This window comes from Geoalkalibacter subterraneus (assembly GCF_000827125.1).
GTDB lineage: Bacteria > Desulfobacterota > Desulfuromonadia > Desulfuromonadales > Geoalkalibacteraceae > Geoalkalibacter_A > Geoalkalibacter_A subterraneus.
Genome location: NZ_CP010311.1, coordinates 2079880 through 2105378 on the forward strand (window position 1 = coordinate 2079880; position 25499 = coordinate 2105378).

Below are 25499 nucleotides of genomic sequence, written 5' to 3' on the forward strand. Positions count from 1 at the left end.
TCTGCCTCCGTTTTAAATACGTTCAAAAATGACAGCTACGGCTTCCCCCCCACCGATACAGAGCGTCGCCAGGCCATAGCGCTTCTGACGGCGATCCAGCTCGTGAACGAGGGTCGTTGCCAACCGCGCACCGCTGGCGCCGATGGGATGACCGATGGCGCAGGCGCCACCGTTGACGTTGACCTTGTCTATGGGAATATTGTGAGCTTTCATGGCCAGCAGCGCCACCGAGGCAAAGGCCTCATTGATTTCAAACAGATCAATGTCCTCCACCGAAAGCCCGGCTCTCGCGCACGCTTTTTCGATCGCCCCGATGGGGGCCTCGGGAAACTCGTCGGGATGCCGACTCGATGTGGCCTGAGCAACAATACGCGCCCTGGCCGTCAGGTTGTGCCGCTCGAGCGCCTCTTTCCCTGCGAGCAGCAGCATGGCGGCACCATCGTTGATGGTCGAGGCGTTACCGGCCGTGATGGTGCCGTCTTTGCGAAAAACAGGCTTGAGGCAGGGCAGGCGGTCAAAATCAACCTTGAAGGGCTCTTCATCGGTCTCGACGCGCACCTCGCCTTTCTTATTCTGCTTGATGACCGGAACAAGTTCGCGAGCAAAGATCCCCTCCTCCACCGCCGTCTGGGCGAGCCGATAGGAGCGCAGGGCGAAATCGTCCTGCTCCTCGCGACTCAACCCGTTGCGTTCCACGCTGGCTTCGCCGATCTCCCCCATGTGGCGACCTGTGTAGGGATCGGTCAGTCCGTCGAAGATCATAAGGTCGATAAGCTTACCGTTTCCCATGCGGTAGCCTGTGCGGGCTTTTTCCAGAAAATACGGTGCCAACGACATGCTCTCCATCCCGCCGGCGACAACCACGCCGGACTCACCAAGACGGATGGAATCTGCGCCAAGCATGACCGCCTTGAGCCCGCTGCCACACACTTTATTGATGGTCAGAGCCGGCACCTCATCAGGGATGCCAACTCCCCGCATGGCCTGACGCGCCGGTGCCTGGCCGCACCCTCCCGAAAGAACCTGCCCGACAATGACTTCATCCACGGCATCGACTGAAACAGATGATGACTCCAGGACTGCCCGCATTGCCGTCGCACCCAGAGTGGCCGCCGCCACATCGGAGAGAGTTCCCCCCATTGACCCGAAGGGTGTTCGTTTTGCCTCAACAACAAAAACTTCTGAACCCATTATGCGAACCTCCTGATTGATTTTTTTTGAGCATAGTTTACATTTACGTGCATGTCAAACAAAAATAAAACGGATTTTTATTTTTTGATTATTACATCTTTTAACTTATTTTTTACGATGATTTGAACGGAAGATCCGGCGGGCTTAAAAAAAGACAATCAGCCCGAGAAAAGATCACATGAAAACAATGTTATCAGGGAGTTCAGTGAGTTTATCTCCTCCCTCTGCAGTCACTGCAAAGGTGTTTTCGATCCCGATGACGCCTTTTTCGGGAAAAACAAACTTGGGTTCTATCGCCACCGTTTGTCCCTGCTGAAGCGCCATTTTAAACCCCTGAGCCAGCACCGGAAACTCGTCGAGTTCCAGTCCCACACCATGACCGACAAAGCGTGCCTGCTCGCCGGGCATGCCCATAAAATTGTCCTTCAGCCCTGCCTGTGCCGCCATTTCAGCGGCCTGAAGAAACAACTCTTCACAGATAGCACCGGGCTTCAGGGAGGCCCGCAGCATCTCCTGTATGGAAAGTGAAACATCGAAGGCGTGCTTAAGCTCCTCATCCAGGTCCCCCATCACGAAGATGCGGGTCATGTCGGTGATGTAGCCCTGAAAAACCCCGGTGTAGTCGAGAAGAATCGGTGTATTGCGCTCGACTACCTCCAGCGACGCGCCATGGGGCGAGGCGTTGGAGAGACCCCGACCGGTGACCGCGCCGTCGAAAAAACCGAAACTCGGCCCTCCGGTAGATACGGCAAGTCCCTGGAAAAGTTCCTGATTGAAGGCCCGCATACGTACATATCCTTCGCTGCCTGCCTTGCGCAGTCGGCATTCGAATTCGGCGGCAAGATCGATCTCGCGCATTCCGGCGACGAGAAACTGCGGGACCTCGGCAAAGACGGCGCTCAGGGAGGTTCCGCTGCGCCGCAACATCTCTAGTTCAGCAGGAGACTTGACGGAACGCAGCTGCCGGTTGAACGGCGAGATATCCACAAACTCCCGCCCGGCGAGGAGCCTGGCGTAATAGTCACGCTGCTGCACCGGCACCACATCGAAGGTCATCCCGATCCTGGTGGCAGTTTCGGGGATCACGCCGGGAAATTCCCGGGAAGACGGAAAAGGCCGGATATCGCTCAAAGGGCTTTCCCGACGTGCTCTCTCGTAACTTTTTCGGATCAGCAGCGTGGGAGTTCCTTCAACAGGCATCCACAAAGCGCCGTTCTGCCGCGTTGCGCTGAAGTAATAGACATCGATGGGAAAGATAAAAAGAGCGCCATCCAGCTGTTGCTCCTTCAACAGGGCCTGCATGGCGCGAATACGTGACTGTAGTTCATCACCAGTGATCATGACATATACCTCCTAAAGACCGGCTGGCCAGACATCGTAAAAAACAATTTCATCCAGGCTTTTGCGTGGTCGGGGTTTGGGCTCTCGCTCGGGATACCCCAGGGGAGTGAATCCTATCACCCGGAACGGGTCGGGGATGCCGAACGCCTCTTTGATTTTGGCCTCGTCGTACCAGCCGATCCAGCAGGTCCCGAGCCCCAGGGCGTGCGCCGCAAGGCACAGATGCTCAAAAGCGATGGCACCATCGGCGACATAATAGGGGATGCCGTTTTCCACATCGGATTCACGGGGATCAACGCACAGGACAATCGTCAGCGGTGCGGCTGCAAGCGCCTTTTTGCCGGGGTTGTCGTCGGGAACCGCATCCAGCAGCAGAGCGCGTCTGGCCGCATCGCGCAGAACCAGAAAACGCCAGCACTGCATGTTTTTCCAGGAAGGCGCCAGGCGCGCAGCGTCGAGGACCTGGTCCACCTTCTCCTGTTCGACTTCTTTGTTCATGTATTTGCGAACACTTCTTCTGTCTCTGATGACCTGAAAAATATCCACCTTCTCCTCCTTTCCATGGAGATCTATTCACCTCGCGGGGTCGTCCGTCACTCCCATGTCAAGGGTGTTTGGCGCCGGGGAGGGCGAAAAGTGGCCCTTGTCATGGGAGTGACGACCCCATGCTGAACAGTTCATTTCATGGGGGAAAACGGCGCAGAAAGCCCGCAGGGGGGCCTCCCCCAGCGATTCTACATATTTCTGCGATAGCGCCCGCCGACCTCGAACAAGGCCTGAGTAATCTGTCCCAGTGAGGCTACCTTGACGGTTTCCATCATCTCACCGAAAATATTTTCGCCGGCAACAACCGCCTCCTTGAGCCGTTCCAGCGCCTGAGGCCCTTTCTCGCGGTTCTGATCCTGAAAGGCGCGCAGGTTGCTGATCTGACGCTCCTTCTCTTCGGGTGTCGCCCGCGCCAGCTCGCCGGGAATCTCATACCCGACCTCATCGGCGCGGGGATTCAAAAAGGTATTCACCCCTACGATCGGCAGGCTGCCGTCGTGCTTTTTGTGCTCATAAAGCATGGATTCTTCCTGGATCTTGTTGCGCTGATACTGGGTTTCCATCGCACCGAGTACGCCGCCGCGATGATCCAGACGCTCAAACTCCATCATGACCGCCTCTTCCACCAGATCGGTCAGTTCCTCGATGATGAAGGCCCCCTGAGCCGGGTTCTCGTTTTTGGTCATGCCGAACTCTTTGGAGATAATCATCTGGATCGCCATGGCCCGCCGCACCGATTCTTGCGTGGGAGTGGTCACCGCCTCGTCATAGGCGTTGGTGTGCAGCGAGTTGCAGTTGTCGTAGATGGCGATCAATGCCTGAAGGGTGGTGCGGATATCATTGAAATCCATCTCCTGGGCATGCAGCGAACGCCCCGAGGTCTGGATGTGATATTTCAGCTTCTGGCTGCGTTCATTGGCCCCGTATTTCTCCCGCATGGTGACGGCCCAGATCCGCCGCGCCACCCGGCCGATCACCGAATATTCAGGGTCGAGACCGTTGCTGAAGAAGAAAGACAGGTTGGGGGCGAACTCGTCGATGTGCATGCCCCGCGAGAGGTAATATTCGACATAGGTGAAACCGTTGGACAGCGTCAGGGCCAACTGGGTGATGGGGTTGGCACCCGCCTCGGCGATATGGTAACCGCTGATCGAGACCGAGTAGTAATTGCGCACCCTGTTGTCGATGAAATACTGCTGCATGTCGCCCATCATCCGCAGCGCGAAATCGATGGAGAACAGGCAGGTGTTCTGTCCCTGGTCTTCCTTGAGGATATCCGCCTGCACTGTTCCGCGAACATTCTGCAGCGTACAGTCCTTAAGCTCACGATATTCGGCCTCATCCGGGCTGCGGCCATGCTGCTCTTTGAACTTCTCCACCTGCTGATCGATGGCCACATTGAAAAACATTGCCAGCATCGCCGGCGCCGGACCGTTGATCGTCATGGATACGCTCGTGGAGGGTGCGCACAGATCAAACCCGTCGAACAGCTTGCGCATGTCCTCCACCGTACAGATGGAGACCCCGCTCTCGCCGATCTTCCCATAAATATCGGGCGGATAATCCGGATCGGCACCGTAGAGCGTCACGCTGTCAAACGCCGTGGAGAGCCGTTTGGCGCCATCCTCCTGGCACAGATAGTGAAACCGACGGTTGGTCCGCTCGGGGCTTCCTTCGCCGGCGAACTGCCGCTTGGGGTCTTCCTCCGCGCGCTTGAATGGAAAGACGCCGGCGGTGTAGGGGAAGAAGCCGGGCAGATTCTCCAGCATCAGCCAGCGCAGCAGGTCCCCCTTATCCGAATACCGCGGCAGGCTGACCCGCGGAACCCGCGTACCGGAAATGCTTGAGCTGTAAAGCTCGGTCGTAATCTCGCGGTCACGGACCCTGGTGACCAGTACATCTTTCTTGTAGGCATCCTTCAGCTCATCCCAGCATTCCAGGACATGGCGGGCGTTTTCATGAAGTCGTGACTCATGCGCCTCGATCTGTTCGGCGATCTCGCGGGCCGCGGCAGATCCTTCCGGGAGCAGGTCCGCCGCACCCTTTAACTGATACAGGGATCGGGCCACCTCGCTTTGCTGGTGCACGTTTTTGCGATAGCCCCGCACGGTCTGAACGATTTCGCCGAGGTAGTGAATCCGGTCCGCCGGAATGATCGTCTTGCTCAGAGAGTCTCCGTCGACCACCTTGAGCTTGGACTCCCACCCCAGTGCCTTTTTTTCATTGAGCTTCTCGAGGACCTTAAGATAGAGCACGGAGGTTCCCGGGTCATTGAACTGAGAAGCGATGGTGCCGTAGACAGGGATCTCCTCGTCCGGTCCATCGAATTGGTTGCGGTTGCGGCGTACCTGCTTGATGACATTTTTCCTGGCATCTTCCGAGCCTTTGCGCTCGAACTTGTTGATCGCCACCAGATCAGCGAAGTCGAGCATATCGATTTTCTCAAGCTGTGTGGGTGCCCCGAACTCCGCGGTCATGACATAAAGGGAGAGGTCACAGATCGGCACTACCGAAGCATCCCCCTGACCGATTCCCGAGGTCTCGATAATAACGAGGTCGAACCCGCTGGCCCGGACCACGTCCAGCGCATCCTCGATGGCGAGGGAGAGCTCGGAGCGCGATTCGCGGGTGGCCAGAGAACGCATGTAAACCCGTTTTCCCGCTATGGAGTTCATGCGGATGCGGTCTCCCAGCAGCGCGCCTCCGGTTCTCTGGCGAGAAGGGTCCACCGCCAGGATCGCGACACTCTTTTCAGGAAAGTCCCGCAGAAACCGCAGTACCAGTTCGTCACAGAGGGAACTTTTGCCGGCCCCTCCCGTGCCGGTGATGCCGATGACCGCAACGGGTCGGGCCATTTCCTTGATCCGCTCGCGCAGTTGCCCGTAGGCCCCCTGGCTCCCCGCATGCACCGAGTCCTCGGCCAGGGAGATGATGGTGTTGATGGCACGGATATCCTGGTCCGGCAATTTAAGCAACTCTTCTTCCGGGTTGCGTTCCAGGCTGAAATCGCATTGCTGCAGCATAAAGTCGACCATTCCCTGCAACCCCATGCGGCGGCCGTCTTCCGGCGAGAAGATCTTGGTCACGCCATAGGCTTCGATTTCAGCGATCTCATCCGGGATGATGACTCCGCCACCGCCGCCGAAAACCCTGACATGATCCGCGCCGCGTTCCCGCAGCAGGTCCATGGCATATTTGAAGAACTCGACGTGCCCCCCCTGGTAACTGCTGATGCAGATCCCTTGCACATCCTCCTGAATCGCTGCCGTGACGATCTCCTCCACGGAACGGTTGTGACCCAGGTGAATGACCTCCGCCCCGGAGGCCTGGAGAATCCTGCGAATAATATTGATCGAGACATCATGGCCGTCGAAAAGGCTGGTCGCCGTCACAAAACGGATCTTGTGCTTCGTCTTTGCGGATGCTTTCTGATCCGACGATTGTTGAATTTCGACATTTCCGTGCATAGCGTCCCTCCTTGGAACAGTTCTGAATTGATATTTGTCCACCGCGCGAGGTTACAGGTCCCATTCTGAACTGTGCCCTGGATTAACCCTGTATTGTGAATTCCCAGGCGCACCAATATCCTGCGGGAACAGGGTCGGGCGGACAGGCGAGACACCGGGTCTGGATGCGGGGGTCGACGGTCCTGGCAAACTCGCCGTATTCGACGATCCCCACAGACTTGCAGGGGTGCTCGGCCAGCCCCTTGCGCTTTCTTGCGGATTGGACGCGGCAGTCAAGCATGCGGAACACGGCTCGATTCTCAGTGACATCAACGGTCTCCTGAAGATTGAGCCGGGCATAGAGCCGATGCTTGAGACATTCCACCAAGGCGGGGATACCCCCTCCCGGTTCCATCCCGAGGCGAGCCATGATCCGCCTGGCTTCAATCACAGTAAATCTACGCCAGGCTTCGGTGTCGGCGTCCACCGCCACATCGAGCCCGTAACGTTTTTCAACCTCCTGAAACCAGAGTCCGTCATGAGCGAGCCAGTTCTTGGCATCGTCGACAATAATCTGGACCAGCTCTTCCCGGCTCAACTCGTAAAGCAGGCGAACACCTTCATCGCCAGGGTGTTTTTCGCTCGACATTCAACCACCTCCAAAATGCGATAATTAACGACCGGCTGTTTGTCCGCTCTGGCACGGTCACCGGCAACAGCTCTTAGTTCAGATCCTCCGGTAATCTCACCACCAATACAGGGATCGAACTGTGCTGGACCATCTTTCGCGCCGTACTGCCGATCAGCGCACTGAACAGCAATCCGTGGCCATGGGTACCCATGACGATCATGTCGTAGCCTTTCTCCCTGGCCGTGGTCAGAATGGAGTCCACCGGTATGCCCGTCGCCACATAGATTTCGCCGATCAGATTGTCGAATTGCGCCTCTTCTTCGAGATTTTCAGCCCGACAATAGGCGGCCAGGTCTTCCCTGATCTTCTCCGTCAACTTTTCACGCGCGATATTAAAGGCTTTTGAGCGCATATTTATGTTGGCCTGGGTGACATACTTCTCATAAACATTGATGATCGACACCCGCGCGTTGCAGGATTTCGCCAGGCTCAACGCATAGCCGAATGCATAATTTGCATTGACGGACAAATCCGTCGCATACAATATCTTCTCAATTCGAGGAATCACGATATCTCTCCTGACCTGCTGTTTCTGCCGGCGGCTGCCTCAGACAAACGACGGCAAAAAAGTGATAATCGCCGGGAAAACGTACATGATCGCCATGCCGGTGATAAACAGGGCTACCATCGGCCAGGCGCCGGCATAAACATCATCCATCGACAATTCCGGCATGGCCCCCTTCAACGCGAAGATGGTATAGCCGAAGGGCGGGCTCAGACTGCCCAGGGTCATATTGATGAGAAACAAGGTCCAGAACCAGATGGGATCGAACCCGTAAATCTGAAGCAAAGGTTCATAAATGGGGATGGCCACCAGCATGACGGCAAACAGGTCAATGAACATGCACAGGATAAAAGGAACCAGCATCAGCACGATGAATGTACCCAGCACCGGCAGGTTCAATTCCGAAGCCATGCGCACCAGACCGCTCGAAGCGCCTGTGAACGACAGAAGCTGCCCGAACAGCATGGAGCAGGCGATGATGATGAGAATCATGGCACTGACCGAACAGGTCCCGAGCAGCGCCTGATAAAACATCTTCAACGACAAACGCCTGTAAATGGCGGCTGCCACAAGCGCACCGACGACCCCGGTGGCCGCCGACTCGTTGGGGGTTGCGATACCGAGAAGGATCAACCCCATGACGGAGAAGATGACCACCACAAAAGGCATGATTTTCAGAAAGGCGATCAGGAACTCTTTGGCGTTGAACACATGCTTTTCTTCATTGTGTGAGGCATCCAGTTTTGGATTTCGCAGAATTCGCACATAGATATAAATGAGGATCATCGCTGCCAGCAGAAGGCCCGGCACGATTCCGGCGACAAGCAGCCGGGCGATCGACACATCCACCATGGAACCCACCATAATCACCAGCAGGCTGGGCGGAATGATCGGCGCCAGGCTTGCTCCACCCACCGCCGCACTTACAGCCAGGCGTTTGTTGGAACCACGGCTGACCATGGTGGGCAGAACGGAGCGCCCCAGCATTGCGGCCACCGCCACGGCTGATCCGCTGAGCGCCCCGAAAATCGTCGACAGGCTGGTGGCCAGTACATAGTGGCGCCCCCGTACATTGCCGACCATCTTGTCAACAGACTCGATCAGGACCACCACGGCATTGGAGCGAAAAAGAACTTCCCCCATCAGAATAAAAAGAGGAATCGCCAGGAGAGATTCCTGAGTGATTGTCTGATAAATGCTGTTGGCAAACATACCGAAGCCGTTGGTGCCCATAAGCATGAAGATCCCGGCGAGATTTATAACTAGAAACGCCGCAAACACCGGGATGCCGAAGGCGAACAGCAACAGCAGAATCATCAGGGCGATCGATAAGGTCAATCCCCATTCCATGAGCAACTCTCCTTGACCTCATCTGCAGGGGTCGGCGTAGGGAGAAGTCCCAAACGCAGGAATTGCAGCGCACTGAGTCCGAAGCCAAAAGGGATGACTGCAGATATCCACCATTTTGGAATCGGATTGATCCACAGAGTGGAAATGCCGCTTTGGTACTGACGGATAGTTTCCATCAGAGTAACGTAACTGGCCAGAAAGCAGATCAGACTGCAGATAAATGCGATCACACGCAGCAGAACCGCTCCCTTGCCATGGGATAAGCGCTCAATCACGATGGTGATGGCGACGTTGCCGTTGCTTCGTGCCAGTTCCGGCAAAACCAGCATCACGGTCAGAGCGAACAGCCATTGGTTGAGATCATTTGACCAGTTGGTCGGGGCATTGAAGAAATAACGCTTGATCACTTCCTGAACGATCAGGAACAGCATAACCGCCAGCGCCGCCCCGCCCAGGTTGAAACTGATTCTGGTCAGCAGATCGAGGGGGCCGACCACCCACTTAAGAGTGGCCGGCTGGTTACGATTGGCTGATCCGCTGCTCATCGGGTCATCCCCGCTTTGACCGCCAGGTCGCGAAATTCATCGGCGATTTTTTTGCCGGAGGTCTGACCAGCCATCTCCCACAACCCGTCATTCCAGTATTTCTCAACATTTTTGGCATCTTCACTGCCCATATAGGTCAGTTCCAGGCCGCCTTCACCGAGGAGAAAAGCGACCTCTTCCTCAATCAGGTTGTTAAAGAATTCCAGGCTGTCCAGTTCGGTTTTTCTGCCGGCATCTACGATCAGGTTCTGCTCCTCTGGGCTCAGCGAATTGTATTTATCCAGGTTCATGATGATCATCATCGAAATAGACCCGAAGTGCGGCCGGACAAGGTAATTCGAGACCTCATACCATTTGAAATCCTTGACGCCGACCATGGTCCAGGGAGCCCCATCAATGACACCGCGCTGCAGAGCGGTATAGACCTCGCCACCCGCCAAAGTGACCGGAGAACCCCCCAAAGCCAGGATGGTATTCTGCAGGCTCGGATTGCTGCGGATTTTGAGCCCTTTAAGACTGCCGGACGTCTGCGCGGTGATGGGCGAACGCAGGACGATGTGGTAAGGAGCAACCGGGGCAATCGCAACAAGTTTGACGCCAAGCTTCTGATACTGCTTGTCCAGAAAATCAAATAATCCGGATTCGCGACGTTTGACCGGATCGACAAGGGTGGCATCCATTCCGACGCCAACGCTGATGGTCCCGGTGTGATACGTTGCATGAGTGAAGTTCAGATCAAAAATTCCGGCCTGAAGAGGCTGGAACTGCTCGAACGTGGAGATAACGTCGGGTCCGTTGGAAGTAACCTTGAACTTTCCATCGGACATTTCTTCCAGGTTTTCGATGAACTTGTGAGAGATTCCGACGTTAAAGATGAAATTTTCATGGTACGCCGAGAGCATCCTCAGATTCGCCGCGAAGGGCGCAGAACTCAATCCTACCACCAACGCCATTGCAACGATCGCGACAACCATGACTTTTTGTAGCCGTTTCATGTTCTACCTCCTGAAATGCGTCGTTTTTTGAAAATTGCACCCTGAAAACCGGCGGTGACGGAATTGCCGCAGCCGGCAAAGCCTGCGAATGGCTAATCCCAATTTTTGATCTTCATCGTCCCGTCGGTGGCCAGCGACTCCTGCATCTTGAACGCCTTGAACAGCATGTGGGGCTCATGGCCGATTCCGCGGGCAAAACAGTCTTTTTCCGCGCGCTCGTAGTATTCGGTGAGGATCGGTTTGTAGTCGGGGTGAGCACACTTGTCGATGATCTCCCGCGCCCGTTCCCGTGGGCAGAGCCCGCGAAGGTCGGCCAACCCCTGCTCGGTCACCAGAATGTCGAGGTCGTGTTCGGTGTGGTCGACATGGGTGGCGAAGGGGACAACGCAGGTAATCCCGGTGGGATCGGTTTTTGACGGACGGGTCGAAGGGGTGTGCATGATTGAGAGGGCGGCATTGCGCAGAAAGTCGCCCGAGCCGCCGATGCCGTTGATCATGCGGCTGCCGCCGACCAGGGTGGAATTAGCGTGCCCGTAAATGTCGAACTCCACCGGCGTGTTCATGGCGATCACCCCCAGGCGGCGGATCGGCTCAGGGTTGTTGCTGACCTGCATGGGACGAAGAATCACCTTGTCGACATACTTGTCCCAGTTGTTATAAAGACGCTCGAAACCCGGCTCGGAGAGGGAGAGCGAAGTAGCGGACGCCACTTCGAGTTTGCCGGAATCAAAGAAATCGAGCATGGTGTCCTGGATGACTTCGGTCCAGACCTTGAGATTTGCGAAGGGGCCATTGACCAGTCCACCGACCACCGCGTTGGCAATATTTCCCACCCCAGACTGCAACGGCAGAAGATTGGCGGGTAGACGCCCTGCTTTAACCTCATCACCAAAAAAATCCAGGATATTGCTGGCGATCCTCTCAGATGTCTCATCGGGCGGCCCCAACGGACGCCCTTTGTCAGGCTTGCGCGATTCGACGATAGCAACGATCTTGTCGTGATCACAGGGCACATGCAGGGTGCCGATACGGTCATCCACCCGACTGATGAGGTAGGGTTTGCGGTGTGGCGGTTTCTCAAGCATGACCACATCATGCAGCCCCTCAAAAGAAGGGATCGCGGTATTGATTTCGATAATCAGCTTGTCCGAGAACTGAATCACCTCTGTCGCAGCGCCGATCGATCCGGCGAGGATGATGCTTCCATCCTCTGTAATTCCCGAAGCCTCCACCAGGCCGATGTCAAACCCGCCTCCTCGCCCCTTGGTGTAATAGCCGTACCCCAAGTCCTGGGCATAAAGAGAGAGGTGTTTGTCCCCCATTCGCACCGTACCGTCGTTGACCTGTTTCTGGATGACCTTGCCCGTCTGGTAGGGCCAGCGCTTGTCGGTCATCTGCAGAGAAGCCCAGCGGTCTTCCACCTCCTGCCCGATGGAGGCACCGATAAAAAGGTTGAAGCGCATTTGCCCCTGCAGATTATTTTTCTCTACGTAATCTGCAAGCGCCAGAGGCACCACTTTGGGATACCCGACCGGAGTAAAGCCTGACCACCCCAGATCCATTCCGTTTTTGAAAAACCGGACAGTATCCTCTGCCTCCATAACCTTCTTGTGCAGGCTTTTCTTTCTAATTCGACTCAAAAACTCCGACATTTCATCCTCCTTTCACGCACTTTCAACGCCAAAAACCCTGTCTGACCAATTACCCGCAGGCGTGATTGTCTAGGCGCCTGCCCGAAACGTCGACCTGCTATCGTCATTTTTAATTACCACTTACGTGCATGTCAATTGTTTTTTGAACGATTTTATATTTTATATATTTCTCAATTTTTTACATTTTGAAAGTATTTGTTTTAAAATGACTTTTTCTATAAAACATTGTTTTTGTTTTTAAATTTTGTTGGTAGCCTTTTATGTTTTACATTATTTGCGTTAATGTCATGATGCACTCGCAAAAACTCAGAGGATGGCTAAGCAAAAATTTCGTTCTAAAAGGCCTGGTGGTTTTTCAGGGGCGAAGGCATACATCAGGTATGTCGAGGTCCTGAAAAAACGCCGTAACGCCGTAGGACGGACTTTTTGCGACGCCATCATACTTATCGCTAAAACCAACGACGACAGGTGAGAAAACTATGGATAAAACGAATCACGAAAAAGAGGAGATTGTCCCGATCGGAGACCTCTGCAGAACATTGGGGATTTCGACGAGGACATTACGATACTGGGAAGAGGTGGGAATCATTGAATCGGTTGACCGGGTCGATCGCGCCAACCGAGGCTATACGCCGTATATGGTGAGGAGAATCAAATTCATTATTCGGTTAAGAGACTTGGGCTTAACCATTAAGGAAATGCAATATCTTTACAAGGTTTACGGGGACGCAAAAAAAACCGATCAAGTCATCCCCGAGCTCGTCAGAATTTTAAATCACCACATTGGTACTATTGATGAAAAAATTGACAAGCTGACCTCTCTGAGAGCGGAAATTGTTGATTACCGTGAGCGCCTTTTGGAAAAGTTGGCTGAATCCACCCAGAAAGAAGCAAATGATACTGAATCCTCGTAAGATTCACTCACAAAATATACCGACCAGGAGGCTCTGATGAAAAAATCGCGGTACACTGAAACGCAGATCGTGGCCATGATGCCGGCATCCCGATGAAGGAGATCTGCCGCAAACATGGCATTTCCGACGCCACCTACTACAACTGGAGGTCTAAGTACGACGGCATGAGTGCTTCTGAACTCAAGCGCATGAAAGAGATGGAACAGGAACTCTCTCAGTTCAAGCGCATGTATGCCGATATGGTCTTGGAAAATCGCACCCTGAAAGACCTGATTTAGCAAATGAGGAATACTGTATGCCGGACAAAAGCCGGCACCAACTCCGCTGTAAACTGGACCGTTTTTTCTATTCCAGCGCAATCACTGGCCCAGTCCCATACACCTGAAAACGCAGATAAGAAAGCACTGTTGATTTACTCCGAATCAAACTCAAGAGAATGTTCTATCCGGATGCAGCCAGTTACGCTCATGGCTGCGGGACACTTTTCGATGTAATTCTCCATTGCCCAATGAGCATCGTTTTCTTCTTCGTGGCTCAGTTTCAAGACATAGTGAACACGAATCACAGTAATTTTGAGTACACCATCGACATTTTCAATATCGCCTTCGACATCAGCGCGAAAACGGTCGGTATGGGTTCTTATCTTTTTGGTCGCCAGCACGCTGGCGAAAGTGCCCATCATTCAAGCAGAAACTGCGCCGACGATGTGATCTAAGGTCGCTGCATGCTCTTCGATAGGATCCACTTTGTAAAATTTCTGTATCCCTCCGTGGACGCCATAGAAGACCGGTTCGGAAAAACCTTCGATATGGGCTATCCTGACCGGCCCCCGGTCTCTAGTGATCGTGATTCGTGATGTATGAATGATCTCCGCCATCGCAATGCTCCCTTCAGTCTATAAATGTCGACATTTGAAATGCTACCACATCTCAGCGACCGTGCTCTTCTTTGGATGATTCATTCCCTGAACAGGGAAGCCCGACGACTCGGGGTCCCCCGCCAGTCAATCACACCGGCAGAGCCGGTGGTTTACTGAAAGTCTCAATTAACATTACCATATCTATGAGCAAGAGCACTGGCCGGCGCACTCTTCTCGGCCGAAGTTCTCTACCGCGAACCGGAGTTCGAGCATGAAGCCTTGATTCCCTGCATCATTGCTTCAACCACCGCCTATTCCCTTTTCGGCGCGGTCACCGGCTGGCAGGCTCTGCTGGTAACACCGCGCTTTGTTTTTCAGCAACCACTGGAGCTTTTTTCTTTTCTTGTTCTCGGCATTTTCTGCGCCGCCATGGGCGTGGTGTACGTCAAATCATTTTACGGCCTGCGCGACCTGTTCAAAAAACTCAACATGCCGCCCGCACACTGAGCGCGGCCTTGAAGAGATCCCTGTGGTCGACTCCACCGCCCCGGGAAAGGTTCTTTTCATGCTGTCACGCCGCGCGCTGCTCGCACGCTATGCTTCCGAACTTGAAGAAAAACGGGGCACCTATGTCGAAATTTAATCTTTCGGCCTCAGCCCCTTTACAATGGCCCATGGGCTTCATATATTGATTGTATACCTCAACTTCTCTGGAGAATCTGAATATGAACCGACGCATTTTTCTGCTGCTGCTCAGTGCCCTGCTTGTCATGCCAGCCCTTTCGGGGTGCGGCTACAACCAAATTCAACGCAATGAGGAAGCGGTGATCGCCGCCTGGGCCGATGTTGAAGCCACCTACCAGCGCCGCGCCGACCTCATCCCCAACCTGGTGGAAACGGTCAAAGCCTACGCGGCGCACGAACGCGAGACCCTCGAGGCCGTCACCCAGGCACGCGCCTCCGTGGGACAGGTCAACCTCAGCAGCAATGACCTGAACGATCCGGCTGCACTTGAAAGGTATCAGCAAGCCCAGGGGCAGCTCAGTTCCGCCCTTTCGCGCCTGCTTGTAGTTGCGGAGCGTTATCCCGACCTCAAAGCCAGCCAGAATTTCCGCGACCTGCAGCATCAGCTTGAAGGGACTGAGAACCGAATCAACGTGGCCCGTCAGCGTTACAACGATGCGGTTCAGACATTCAATACATCCATCAGAACCTTCCCCAACAACCTGACCAACAAATTTATACTCAAGCTGGAACGTAAAGAACCTTTCAAAGCAGACCCCGGCGCTGCCCAGACCCCGAAAGTGCAGTTTTAGGTATGCGTTCTTCAGCCCTGTTGTTTCTGTTCCTTCTGCTGCTGCCGTCTCTCGGCACTGCGCTCGATGTGCCCCAACCGAGCGGCTATATCACAGACACCGCCGATTTGGTCGACCATGGGACGGAACTCAAAATCGAGCAGTTTCTCAAAGATTTCGAGAAAAGCGATTCAACCCAGATTGCCGTATTGACGATTCCTTCCCTCGAAGGGGAATCTCTCGACGAATATGCCCTTCGGGTCGCCGAAGCCTGGGGCATTGGACAGGAATCAAAGGATAACGGTGCGTTGCTTCTGGTGGCGCACCAGGATCGCAAAATCCGTATTGAGGTTGGCTACGGCCTGGAGGGGCGTTTAACCGATCTGCTCGCCGGGCGCATCATCGACAATGAGATTGCTCCGCGATTTCGCGCAGGCGATTTCGAGGGGGGCATCGTGGCCGGGGTGGTCGCCATGGCTGAAGCAGTCCGCGGCGAGTACCAGGGAACCGGACGCACCGGCGAAAAAAAGGAACGCAATCCTCTTGGCATTCTGGCCCTGCTGCTCTTTCTCGGCCCCGGAATGATGTTCCTCGGCGGCGGTCGCAGCCATCGTCGTGGGGGGATCTGGTACGGTGGAGGATTCGGAGGCGGCGGCCGAGGCGGCGGCTTCGGTGGAGGCTTCTCCGGAGGTGGCGGCGGTTTCGGCGGGGGCGGTGCCTCCGGCGGATGGTAGTTACCCACCGATCGCCATAATTGAACACTCTCCCGACAGGATAAATAAATGCCCGAACCCAGAGCAGCAACTTTTTTCAGCGAAGAAGAGAAGAAGCGCATCGAAACTGCGGTACGCAAGACCGAAGCCCGCACCAGCGGGGAGGTCGTACCGATGGTGGTCGATCAATCCTATGATTACCCGCGCGCCGAAATACTTGGTGGCGGGATGTTCGCACTTGCAACTGCTACAACCCTGAGCTGGGCATTTGGGGGGTCGTCCATATGGGCCTTTCTCCCCCTGTTTTTTATTTTTTATTTTCTTTTCAAGTGGCTGATCCGAACCACGCCGGCCCTTAAACGCCGTCTGGTCAACCCCGCCGAAATCGATGAAGAGGTTGAAGAAAAGGCAATGATCAGCTTTCTGGAAAACGGTCTGCACAGCACCCGCGACCGCACCGGAATCCTCATCCTGATCAGCCTTTTTGAGCACCGCGTGTACGTTCTTGCAGATCAGGGGATCAATGAAAAGGTTCCCGCTGCAACCTGGGATGAAATTGTCGCCACGATTACTGCCGGAATCAAGGAGGGGAAAACCTGCGATGCGCTTTGCTCAGCCATTGAACGCTGTGCAGAACTTCTTGAAACAAATTTCCCGGTGAGAAAAGACGATACCAACGAACTGCCGAATCTGATTATCGAATGAAATAAATCTTTCAGGTCTGAACGGAATCGAGACCCCTTCGCGATCAAAAGAGAAATGATGATTGAATTTCATGACCTTTCGTCTAGGCTTTATAGTTGAAACCAGTAAACAAATCTTTTCGATTTTATTAAAAATCCCTAGACCCGGAGGTTATTTCAATGTCCTTTTCAACTCTCGATGATGTCATCAAATACGCCGTCCAGCGCGAAGAAGAAGCTTATCAGCTTTACAAGAAAGCAGCAGCTCAGACAAAAAGCATCGCCGCTCGAAAACTGTTCGAAGAAATGGCGGCAGAGGAAGCCGGCCATAAGGAAGTTTTCGGGAAAATGAACCTGGAACGAGCCGAACATTACAGGAAAAAGACTTTGCCGGACATGAAGATCAGCCAGTTTCTGGCGGAAACCCCTCTCAAGCCCGACGCCAGCTATCCGGAGATTCTCGCCTATGCCATCAAGGCCGAAGAAAACGCCTACAATCTTTACCTTGCGGCTGCCAACGCCATAGATGATCCCGATCTGGAAAAAGTGCTGCGCGTTTTCGCCGACGTCGAAAAAGGTCACAAGATTAAAGTCGAGCGAATCTATGATGAACACGTGTTGAGCGAAAATTGATTTGGTGGGCTGTTTTTTCTCTCGCCCCCACTCCAACTATCAATGCTTCAACTGAAGCATCCTCAAGTTCCTCAGGTACTGCCCGGTTCAGGCGCAGGCCTTTCGGGCGGCGCCGTTCCACCGGACGCATCATCCTCGGAATGAGGGCCAAATTTGCGAGTAAAGAGTTGTCGGGTTCCGAATGCGCTCACCGTCATAGCGATGGCGGCAACCTCTTCGATCTCGTTTTCCGTGGCGCCGGCCTGCCTCGCAACTGCGAGACCGAAATCCGTTCAGGGAGCACACCCTGCTGCCAACGCAGCGCCGAGCGCCACGAGCTGCTTCGTTTTGTGGTCAAGAGCCCCCGGACCCAGCGCGGCATTAAAGGCTTCCTGAAACTTCTCCATCGAATTATTCATCTCTGTTATTCCCTTCTCATGCGCTACTGCAGATTTGCGTAAAGTGACACAGAAAAGATCCCGAGGAAGACTTCCCTCCTCCAGCCGGTCCACCGCCAGGAGCGTATATCCTCTCGCCAGCTGCCGTATTTTTTCCGCGGTGAAGAAGTGAACGGCGAAACCGCCAATCTCGTAGACCTCTTCGCGCAGATGCCGGCCGGTCCGGTAATGCTTATCGAAATTGCTGCGTACAGAGAATACAGGGCCAGGCCGCCGGGGCGCAGAACACGCCTTATTTCGCCGAGAATGAAAGCTATCTCGTCGGTAGCAAGATCCATGCACAGCAGCATATGAGAGTAGCAGGCGTCGAAGGAAGCATCAGCAAAAGACAGAGGCTGGCGCACATCGTAGGCGCAGACATCAATAGAAGCTGAAAGACCAGCCGCAGCAGCTTTCTCCCGCAGGGTAGCGACGGCAGTCTCCGCGTAATCCAGTGCCGTGACCCGCAGGTTGTTGCGAGCGAAATAAAAAGTATCGCGCCCCTGGCCGCAGCCAAGCTCGAGCACCTCGTGTACCCCCTCGCGTCGAAACAGTTCAAGAGCTTTCCTGGAGTAATCGCTTGGCTCTTCTCCAAAAAAAGCCGCCTCTTTGGCGAAAATTCCATCCCAGTGCGTTTTCTGGTCGGTTTTTAATTGTTTTTCAGACCGCATAAGACCTCCTGAAAGACCAATTCTTCCCCTGAACAAAGCATTTCATTGGTAAAGAAAACAGCGAATAATCCTTCCCACTCAACCATAATACTATGCCTGTCACATGTTCACCCACCTGATTGTCGCTTTTGGATTACAACCCGAGACACCCCTAAGTAGCTGAATTTCAAATCAAATCAATTCCCATCTGATTTTAACCCGTCATCCTGTCGTTGCAAGACGACATTACCTCTTCTTCACAAATTTAGACCGATCAAACAAAAACCCATAAACCATTAGAATTGATAACGTTTTCATTTTGGTTCGAAACTTGCCTGAAAAGCTACACGTCTTGATCTTTCTTTTTTATTGCCATGAACCAAAGATTAATGGGTATCTGAGGAGGAAAAATGCCATATCATCCCTTTAAGGTAAGATGCCGAAGTTGTTTTTACTCAAACAGAATCGAGGTTGCAGAAGTCAACTGTCGAGATATCTTCATCTGTTTACAATGCGGGAAACAACTGGGGACTTCAGAGGTTTTGAAAAAGGCCGTCGAGACCCTGGATCGATCCTTAAACATTCAGCCACTTAAACCGTCGATAGAAAACCACCCTCATCATCAATGCATCGCGCAGGCAGAAACCTCAGCCCTGCGCGATGCATATCTCCTCCCCCTTAGAACTATCATTTTATTGCCTGAATAGGCCGCCCAAGTCCCTGCTCCCCAATCAGATTCCGGCAATCATGCAATCAATGGCATCTGTGCACAGGTGCCACAGGCACCCCACCCCAACCGCCCGCCACTTCCAGGAGGGAATTGCCAGCAAACTGCCATAAACGACTCCTGCCCAAAGTGTATGGAGGGGATGAAACCCTATGCTGCAACGATTTGGGTCAAAAACTGGATCGGCCAGCAGGTGGTCCAGGTCGATGACAATTGTAGCCGTCATGATCAGGCCAGCCTTCCACCAATCCTGTTTCCAGAACAACCGACCCAAAACAAACGGCACAATCAGGTGAAATCCGTAATGGATCGCATGCCTGAAGATCTCGATATTAATTTCCATAAATCAGCGAACGCCACGTGTTTTTCGGCGGAGGCCGCCGGAGATTGGGGAGGGGACTTCACTCTCAGGAGTGTGGTGTCACGAGGGGCGATGCGTCAGCTTGGGGATTAATCCTTCTGCCATCGCGAGAGCTTGCCCTTGTTTGCTCAGCATGACCCGCTGAACCATTTTCCAGTCGGGTGCAAAGTGTATGAACCCCTTCCTGCGAAGGGAGCGCAGCGCTTTTTTGATCAATTGCCTGTCCATATGAAGGCTTTTGGCCACCGCTGCCGGAGTCATTCCTTTTTTACCCCCCTGGGCGAGTCTCGTAAAGACAAAATATTCAATGTCAGTCATCGGCGAAGACGTCGCAGAAAAACGCTCCTGTACCGGCACCTCTTCACCCATTCCAGGCATATCAGGGCGGCCCAGGTTACTTAAATAGTCCAGAATCTTCGACAGACGCGTTTTAAAATGGGGAAGCAGCCCAAGTATCACGAAGGCCGCCAGAAAGAGCCTGACAAGGATAGGAAGATCATCACTGTTTTGCAGGATATCGGCCATAGCTTCTTGCCTAAAAGCAGTTGGTTTGCATGGAGCGTGAGAATAACGATATGGGCGTCTTCCTCGTTTCTCCCTTTCACATAAACCTTATCCGGCTGGTCTATCATGTCAACAATACAGTTTACATCCCGGCGTCAAGACCCTGGTCCGGATAGACGTTGACTTCAACGCTCCGTGCAGTCCGCTTAAAACCTCGGTCAAACTCTGAACCAACGATTCGGCCCCCTGCATGCACCAAAGCATGAGGGGACCGAATCTTTTCCTGCAGGTTGAATGTCACCCAGTCCTTAAAAACCCGGGTTCAAGGATCTCAGGACGGTAGCTTGCGGATTCGCACCGGGATCACCTGACGCGAGTTGGATCCGACGGCGAAGTCGGAGAGAGCAATCCGCCCGGGCCGATCAGGGTCTGCAAAGCCCAGGAGGTTGATGCTTGCGCCGCTCTTACGGAAGCGCAACCCCTCCAGGGTTTCGTTGCCGATCTGCACGGTTATCGCCCCCTCGCCGCTGCGGCCAAATCCGTGCTCCACGCCAATGGCTTCCGGATGCATCCCTTCACGCACCCGCAACAGCCCCTCGATGCGGCCGCCGGGAGAGGTCAACTCGACGACATCGCCGTGGGCAAGACCGAGGCTTTCGGCCGTACGAGCGGCGATGTCGATGGTACTGGTGTAGCGCAAATCCCGCAACCGAGATGAGGCTGTATTGGGAGATGAGACCACGTTCGACTTGAAACTGAAGGCGGTCAATGGGTATTCGGAACGGGGAAAACGCTTCACCAGAAGATCGCCCTTGACCAGACGCGCTCCGTAGAAGGTCGGCACGCCACTGTATTTTTCCGCTGTCAATGAACTGCGGCTGGTGCCGACAGTCTCGCTGTAAATACTGATCATCCCCGGATATTTTTTAGCCAGATGTGACTCTTTGTAGGCACCTTCCTTCCCTTCGAAGCGCCCACCGCGTGCCATGACGTAAGCGACTTTGCGCCAGTTCTCCGGGCTGACCCTGCGCAGGCGCGGAACATAGTCCTGCAGACCGGCCAGGCGGATTTCCTCGTCGTCGGCATTGGGCACCGACTTAGCGTCCAGGGCCACATTCTCGAAGACGCGCAGGTAGAAATCTTCCGGCCGTTCCAGCGGGTGAAGACTGCCGTTGGAAGCCTTGATGGCCTGGGGGCCGAAACCGGGAAGACCGAGTTTTTTCCCGATTTCGATAACAAAACTGTCCATGCACACCGGCTCTCCATTAGCGAAAGTTGCCTGACGCGGGGTCACCACCGGGTAACGCACCGCGTTGGTCTTGGTCAGCCAGGCCCCCCAGGGGTTGAGCTCGCCCCATGTTTCGTAAAGCACGCTGTCAGGCACGATGTAGTCGGCCAGACGGCTTGTTTCATTAATGAACGGGTCGATAGCGATCATCAATGGGATGGAGGCCTTGGGATCTTTAAGCGCTTCGGCCAGGGTGTTCTCGCCGCCAGATTCACCGTAGATAAAGTTGGCATTCCAGCTGATAAGGGCCTTGAGGGGATAAGGGTAGTGGTTGATGGAACCGGTAATCAGACCCGTCTCGATGGCGTTGGTAAAGGGATACCACTGATCCTTGGCAGGATAGGGTTTGCCCGCTGCCTGGTTGCGCTTGAACTCGCTGGTCTTTTCATAGGCAATGCGGGTGCGGTCGATGCGGATGCCGGGCTGCTTGGGCTTGCCGGGATAGTCGGTCAAATCGTAGGCTGCCCCTTTCATGTCCGTGAACTTGCCGCCGCCGGCGCTCATTCCGCCCTTGTAGTTGAGGCTGCCGACCAGGGCGGACAGGGACAGGATGGCCCAGGTGGTGTAAAAACCTGTCGTGTGCATGGTGTTGCCATGACAATCGACCGCGACCTTGCGTCCGTGACTGGTGAACTCGTGCGCCAGATCGGCAATTTCCTCAGCGGGGATGCCCGACTCTTGGGCGTACTCCTCCAAGGTGAAGCGGAAGGCAGACTCTTTCAACAGCGTGAAGGAAGATTTCACCGCCAGGCGTTCACCGCCGTAGACGATCGTCTCATCCACCTCAAGACGGGCCGCATCGACCTGATCCGCAGATTTGAGCTGTCCGTCAGTGCTGTCAATCACCAGAAAATCCTCTTTTCCGGCATCACCGGATGCCTTGAGCACACGCCCTTCCAATTGATGTCCCGGGGTGACGACAACCAGATGGCTCGAATTGGTAAAGCTCGGCTCCCCGACCCGTTCCATCGAAGCCTTGCTCGGCACGCTGAGGTAGGCGGCGTTGTGGCGGCCGTTCTCGATGATCCAGCGGATCATCCCCATGGCCAGGGCAAGGTCGCCGCCGGGGCGGATCGGCATCCAGCGAGAGCGGTCACCAGCGGCGATACTGTCGCTGTTGGTGAGCATGGGAGTCACCGTAACGTAACGCAGGTTGCCTTCACTGCGGGCCCTGGCCAACAGCTTTCCCTGGCGCTTGAAAGGATTGCCGGCCTGCCCGGGGGAGGTTCCGAAATTGATGAGGAACTCGCAGTGCTCGAAGTCTGGTTTGAGATGAGGGTACTTTTTGAAATCGCTTAGAAACGCCGCGTTGCCTGCCCGCATGGAGAGCCCGCAGATAGAAGAATGCCCCGAATAGTTCTTGCTGCCAAATGCCTGCAGAAAGCGGAACACCATGAAATCCTTGCGACCTTCGTCTGCGGTTCCCAGGATACCCAGTTGGTTGGCGCGGGTCCCGTATTCCGGGTTGTCCGGATCGATAAGTGTCTTAAGGTCACGAATCGCCGCCAGGCCGTCCACGTGCCCCTCGCCGAAAAGGTTTCCGCCGTTGACAACTTCCTCAATCAGCTGCTCCGGTGAGATAGGGATCCACTTGTCCTCGCCGCGTTTGCCTGCCCGCTTAAGCGGGGTAAGCACCCGGAACCTGTCGTGGATCTTATCGAAAACCACGTTGCCGCGGGCACAAGCCGTTGAACGGTTTTCCAGACCGCTTTCGTCATGGTTCGAGGTCCAGCGCAGACTTTCGCGGAGGGGTGTTTCGTAGGGAAGCCAGGGGTCGCTTGACAGGGGGTGATAGGGGTTGCCGGCTGCCCGCACCACCGTACCGCTTTTGTTCTCCACCTTGACCCGCACGCCGCAGTGGGTCGTGCAGCCGATGCACACGGTGCTGGCCACGGTGAAATCCGCATTGGGCACCACCTGGCCGGAATCATTGATGCGGGCCTCGGGGGCGGGAGCATTGCCATAGATGGCATCAGGCGCCGGATTTCCGCGCCGGCGCAGACGCGCGGCGGCAGTCAGGGTATCGCTATAACCAACGGCGGCTCCGGCCGCCGTGGCCAGGCCGGTAATTTTGAGAAATTTCCGTCGACTCTGTTTCATGACTCCAACTCCTTTCCATAATGGCGGTCCATCTCTTCATCCCAGGGAAAAACCAACAGGACAGCGCACAGCAGGGCCACGAAAAGAAGCCAGTTGGCCATCACCGCGCCGATGCTGCCCGCGCCGAAGAGATGAGGATGGTAGCTAAGCAGACCCGCCGTCGTCTTGCCGATCGTCTGCCCGCCGATAACCGTGTTCCAGCGGAACAACCAGACGCCCACCGCCGCCACAAAGCCGATGGCGAACTGCCAGGGCAACCGCCGACCGAGGCGGGAAAAGGCGATGATCATGGGGATCAGCAGACAAAGAACATACTCGACCCAGAGGATCTCGTGAAAGTGGTACCCGAAAAAGTCCATCAGCCGGTAGCGTTCATTACTGTTGAAAGCGACGGCAAAGGTCAGCCAGAAGAACCGTACAACCAGATCGATGATAATCGACCAGCCGAGCAGACGGGCCAGGGCTGTCATCACCTCCTTGTCGATGCGCCCCGTCGTGGTAAAGAAGCGTTGCGCCACCGGCAGAATCACCAGCAGAAGCCCGGTGCCCGAAACCATGGCTGAAGCGAGGAAAAGAATCGGCATCAGCGGCGTATGCCACAGCGGACTGGAGTGAACAACGCCGAGAATATAGCCGGTGTAGCCATGCACGCAGAGAGCCAGGGGAATGCCGACAGCACCGAGAATAAAGCCGAGCCGCTCATCTTTATGCAACGCCTCTTCCGATAGGTCGGTGCGGCCCAGGGTCAGCCCTTTGTAGAAAGCGCGCGTGACCCCTCTGTTCGCCTCTTGCAGGCGCCGCACCAGAAAAGGCCGGTAGAGCACCAGGGCTTCAGCCAGAATAAGAACGGGATAGGTCGCCAGCAGCAGCACCCCCCATTTCATGGGAGAAGTGCCGAAATTTTCCCATCCGTAAAGAAAGAAGTTGATCATCCGCCCGGGCTGGCGAAGATCATCGATAAGGTTAAGAGGAGCCGCGACCAGCAGCACAAAGGCGACCAGCAGAGAAAAACCGGCGATGGGTTTGAACTTCTTCATGCCGAAGACATGGGCGAAGCTCGACACAATGAAGGCGGCGGCGCTGCTGCCGGTGAACCAGAAGTAGTTGGGAATATCGAGCCCCCAGGGTCTGGCCGGGGTGATCGATGTAAGGGTATGAACGGTCTGCATCATATCCATGGTAATCCTCCTTAAGCCTTGGTCGTCCACTCGGCGGCGGGCAGACCGTCGCGCTTACGGGCCAGATCATCAAGTATGGGTGGTCCGGACGGTTGCGCCTGCAACTCGCCGGCCAGACCCAGGTAATAGGTCTGGGGACGGGTGCCTGAAGCTGGATTGAGCACTGTGCTCGGGGCGCCGGAGACCAGACGTGACACCTCGCTCTTGGGGTCGTTGAGATCACCGAAGATCCGGGCGCCGCCGACACAGGATTCGACGCAGGCGGGGAGCAGCCCCTCGTCAATGCGGTGGGCGCAATAAGTGCATTTGTCGGCCACCTGGGTCAGGGGATTGAAATAGCGCTTGTCGTAAGGGCAGGCATTGAGGCAGTAACCACACCCCCAGCAGATCTCGCTGTCGACCACGACGACTCCATCCTCACGGGCAAAGGTGGCGCCGGTCGGGCAGACCGAAACGCAGGAGGGCTTTTCGCAATGATTGCACAGCTGCGGCAGAAAAGCCTTGCGTACCCGCGGATAGCGCCCGAGTTCGTATTCCGGCACCCAGGTGCGAAAGACCCGGTCAGGGATCGTGTTTTCCGCCTTGCAGGCAGCGGTGCAGGCCTGACAGCCGATGCACTTTGAGAGGTCCATGACCATCCCCCAGCGCTTGTCTTCCTGTCCCACGTATCGGGGGTCTTTGGCGTCGCGCCCCGGGTTGCGGCTTGAAAATGCCTTTGCCGGGCTGGCGGAAGCCATCGTCGCGGCGGCGGCAGCCACCACTGCCCCCAGGCGCTTCAAAAAATTTCTTCTAACATTGGACACAGGAGCCTCCTTTCCTTGTTGAATCACTCAGCATTTAATGCAACTCATTCGTCATGTTTCGTTTTTTATCCGGCCTCCAGGAATCACCGGATAATTCCCTTGGCTCTTGTCCT

The 25499-nt window shown here is 55.0% G+C and carries 23 protein-coding genes and 2 pseudogenes; 7 read left to right on the forward strand and 18 right to left on the reverse strand.

The features are described 5' to 3' along the window. Positions 1-12 precede the first annotated feature (12 nt). From GSUB_RS09590 to scpC, 10 genes are all read right to left on the reverse strand, one after another. Positions 13-1191 carry a thiolase family protein gene (locus tag GSUB_RS09590; protein WP_040200501.1) on the reverse strand — a complete coding sequence of 393 codons (1179 nt, stop codon included), beginning with the start codon at positions 1189-1191 and terminating at the stop codon, positions 13-15. Positions 1192-1365: 174 nt separating this feature from the next. After that, on the reverse strand, positions 1366-2532 hold the full coding sequence (locus GSUB_RS09595; RefSeq protein ID WP_040200502.1) for a M24 family metallopeptidase: 1167 nt from the start codon (positions 2530-2532) through the stop codon (positions 1366-1368). A 12-nt stretch (positions 2533-2544) separates the two neighbouring features. Continuing rightward, a complete protein-coding gene (locus tag GSUB_RS09600; RefSeq protein ID WP_040200503.1) occupies positions 2545-3078 on the reverse strand; it encodes a nitroreductase family protein in 534 nt (177 codons plus the stop codon). A gap of 188 nt (positions 3079-3266) precedes the next feature. Next, positions 3267-6545 carry a fused isobutyryl-CoA mutase/GTPase IcmF gene (gene icmF, locus GSUB_RS09605; protein ID WP_052464841.1) on the reverse strand — a complete coding sequence of 1093 codons (3279 nt, stop codon included), beginning with the start codon at positions 6543-6545 and terminating at the stop codon, positions 3267-3269. Between the two features lie 82 nt (positions 6546-6627). After that, positions 6628-7173, reverse strand: coding sequence for a DUF6125 family protein (locus GSUB_RS09610; protein WP_040200504.1), 546 nt, complete (start codon positions 7171-7173; stop codon positions 6628-6630). A 73-nt stretch (positions 7174-7246) separates the two neighbouring features. Further along, positions 7247-7723: a universal stress protein gene (locus GSUB_RS09615; protein WP_040200506.1), complete on the reverse strand. Its 477-nt coding sequence runs from the start codon at positions 7721-7723 to the stop codon at positions 7247-7249. A 39-nt stretch (positions 7724-7762) separates the two neighbouring features. Then, positions 7763-9070, reverse strand: a complete 1308-nt coding sequence (locus GSUB_RS09620; RefSeq protein WP_040200507.1) for a TRAP transporter large permease — start codon at positions 9068-9070, stop codon at positions 7763-7765. Next, complete coding sequence (locus GSUB_RS09625) at positions 9055-9615, reverse strand: TRAP transporter small permease (RefSeq protein ID WP_040200508.1); 561 nt, start codon at positions 9613-9615, stop codon at positions 9055-9057. The genes GSUB_RS09620 and GSUB_RS09625 overlap by 16 nt, the downstream gene beginning before the upstream one ends. Beyond that, entirely contained in the window at positions 9612-10610 is a 999-nt protein-coding gene (gene dctP, locus GSUB_RS09630) for a TRAP transporter substrate-binding protein DctP (protein WP_040200509.1), read from the reverse strand. Before dctP ends, GSUB_RS09625 begins: the two co-directional genes overlap by 4 nt. A 92-nt stretch (positions 10611-10702) precedes the next feature. Next, positions 10703-12262 carry a succinyl-CoA:acetate CoA-transferase ScpC gene (scpC, locus tag GSUB_RS09635; RefSeq protein ID WP_040200511.1) on the reverse strand — a complete coding sequence of 520 codons (1560 nt, stop codon included), beginning with the start codon at positions 12260-12262 and terminating at the stop codon, positions 10703-10705. 479 nt (positions 12263-12741) lie between these two features. On the opposite strand from scpC, the gene GSUB_RS09640 reads away from it, so the two are divergent. Next, the gene (locus GSUB_RS09640; protein WP_040200512.1) at positions 12742-13176 is read left to right on the forward strand and encodes a helix-turn-helix domain-containing protein; all 435 of its coding nucleotides are present in this window, start codon (positions 12742-12744) and stop codon (positions 13174-13176) included. 36 nt (positions 13177-13212) lie between these two features. After that, positions 13213-13451 (forward strand): annotated as a pseudogene (locus tag GSUB_RS09645) (transposase); the annotation flags it as partial. A 137-nt stretch (positions 13452-13588) separates the two neighbouring features. On the opposite strand, the gene GSUB_RS09650 reads toward GSUB_RS09645, so the two are convergent. Both GSUB_RS09650 and GSUB_RS09655 read right to left on the reverse strand, forming a co-directional pair. Beyond that, entirely contained in the window at positions 13589-13858 is a 270-nt protein-coding gene (locus tag GSUB_RS09650; RefSeq protein ID WP_040200514.1) for an OsmC family protein, read from the reverse strand. Continuing rightward, positions 13859-14053: a hypothetical protein gene (locus tag GSUB_RS09655; RefSeq protein WP_040200516.1), complete on the reverse strand. Its 195-nt coding sequence runs from the start codon at positions 14051-14053 to the stop codon at positions 13859-13861. Between the two features lie 198 nt (positions 14054-14251). On the opposite strand from GSUB_RS09655, the gene GSUB_RS09660 reads away from it, so the two are divergent. The 5 genes from GSUB_RS09660 to GSUB_RS09680 all read left to right on the forward strand — a co-directional run bounded on the left by GSUB_RS09660 (position 14252) and on the right by GSUB_RS09680 (position 17359). After that, a complete protein-coding gene (locus GSUB_RS09660) occupies positions 14252-14542 on the forward strand; it encodes a chloride channel protein (RefSeq protein ID WP_084211926.1) in 291 nt (96 codons plus the stop codon). Positions 14543-14760: 218 nt separating this feature from the next. After that, the gene (locus tag GSUB_RS09665; RefSeq protein WP_040200519.1) at positions 14761-15351 is read left to right on the forward strand and encodes a LemA family protein; all 591 of its coding nucleotides are present in this window, start codon (positions 14761-14763) and stop codon (positions 15349-15351) included. Between the two features lie 2 nt (positions 15352-15353). Further along, a complete protein-coding gene (locus GSUB_RS09670; RefSeq protein WP_040200521.1) occupies positions 15354-16064 on the forward strand; it encodes a TPM domain-containing protein in 711 nt (236 codons plus the stop codon). 48 nt (positions 16065-16112) lie between these two features. Then, the gene (locus GSUB_RS09675) at positions 16113-16748 is read left to right on the forward strand and encodes a TPM domain-containing protein (RefSeq protein WP_040200522.1); all 636 of its coding nucleotides are present in this window, start codon (positions 16113-16115) and stop codon (positions 16746-16748) included. Between the two features lie 158 nt (positions 16749-16906). Further along, positions 16907-17359: a ferritin-like domain-containing protein gene (locus tag GSUB_RS09680; protein ID WP_040200524.1), complete on the forward strand. Its 453-nt coding sequence runs from the start codon at positions 16907-16909 to the stop codon at positions 17357-17359. A gap of 71 nt (positions 17360-17430) precedes the next feature. Here the strand turns inward: GSUB_RS09680 and mduS are convergent. The 6 genes and pseudogenes from mduS to dsrO all read right to left on the reverse strand — a co-directional run bounded on the left by mduS (position 17431) and on the right by dsrO (position 25386). Beyond that, a pseudogene (gene mduS / locus GSUB_RS09685) lies at positions 17431-18446 on the reverse strand (methyltransferase domain-containing selenoprotein MduS). Between the two features lie 710 nt (positions 18447-19156). Further along, the gene (locus GSUB_RS09690; RefSeq protein ID WP_040200526.1) at positions 19157-19495 is read right to left on the reverse strand and encodes a DUF6122 family protein; all 339 of its coding nucleotides are present in this window, start codon (positions 19493-19495) and stop codon (positions 19157-19159) included. A 78-nt stretch (positions 19496-19573) separates the two neighbouring features. Continuing rightward, positions 19574-20038 carry a helix-turn-helix domain-containing protein gene (locus tag GSUB_RS09695; RefSeq protein WP_040200527.1) on the reverse strand — a complete coding sequence of 155 codons (465 nt, stop codon included), beginning with the start codon at positions 20036-20038 and terminating at the stop codon, positions 19574-19576. 310 nt (positions 20039-20348) lie between these two features. Then, positions 20349-23405 carry a molybdopterin-dependent oxidoreductase gene (locus GSUB_RS09700; RefSeq protein ID WP_040200528.1) on the reverse strand — a complete coding sequence of 1019 codons (3057 nt, stop codon included), beginning with the start codon at positions 23403-23405 and terminating at the stop codon, positions 20349-20351. Then, positions 23402-24583, reverse strand: a complete 1182-nt coding sequence (gene nrfD / locus GSUB_RS09705) for an NrfD/PsrC family molybdoenzyme membrane anchor subunit (RefSeq protein ID WP_040200529.1) — start codon at positions 24581-24583, stop codon at positions 23402-23404. The genes GSUB_RS09700 and nrfD overlap by 4 nt, the downstream gene beginning before the upstream one ends. An 11-nt stretch (positions 24584-24594) precedes the next feature. Beyond that, complete coding sequence (gene dsrO / locus GSUB_RS09710) at positions 24595-25386, reverse strand: sulfate reduction electron transfer complex DsrMKJOP subunit DsrO (RefSeq protein ID WP_040200530.1); 792 nt, start codon at positions 25384-25386, stop codon at positions 24595-24597. Positions 25387-25499: the final 113 nt, after the last annotated feature.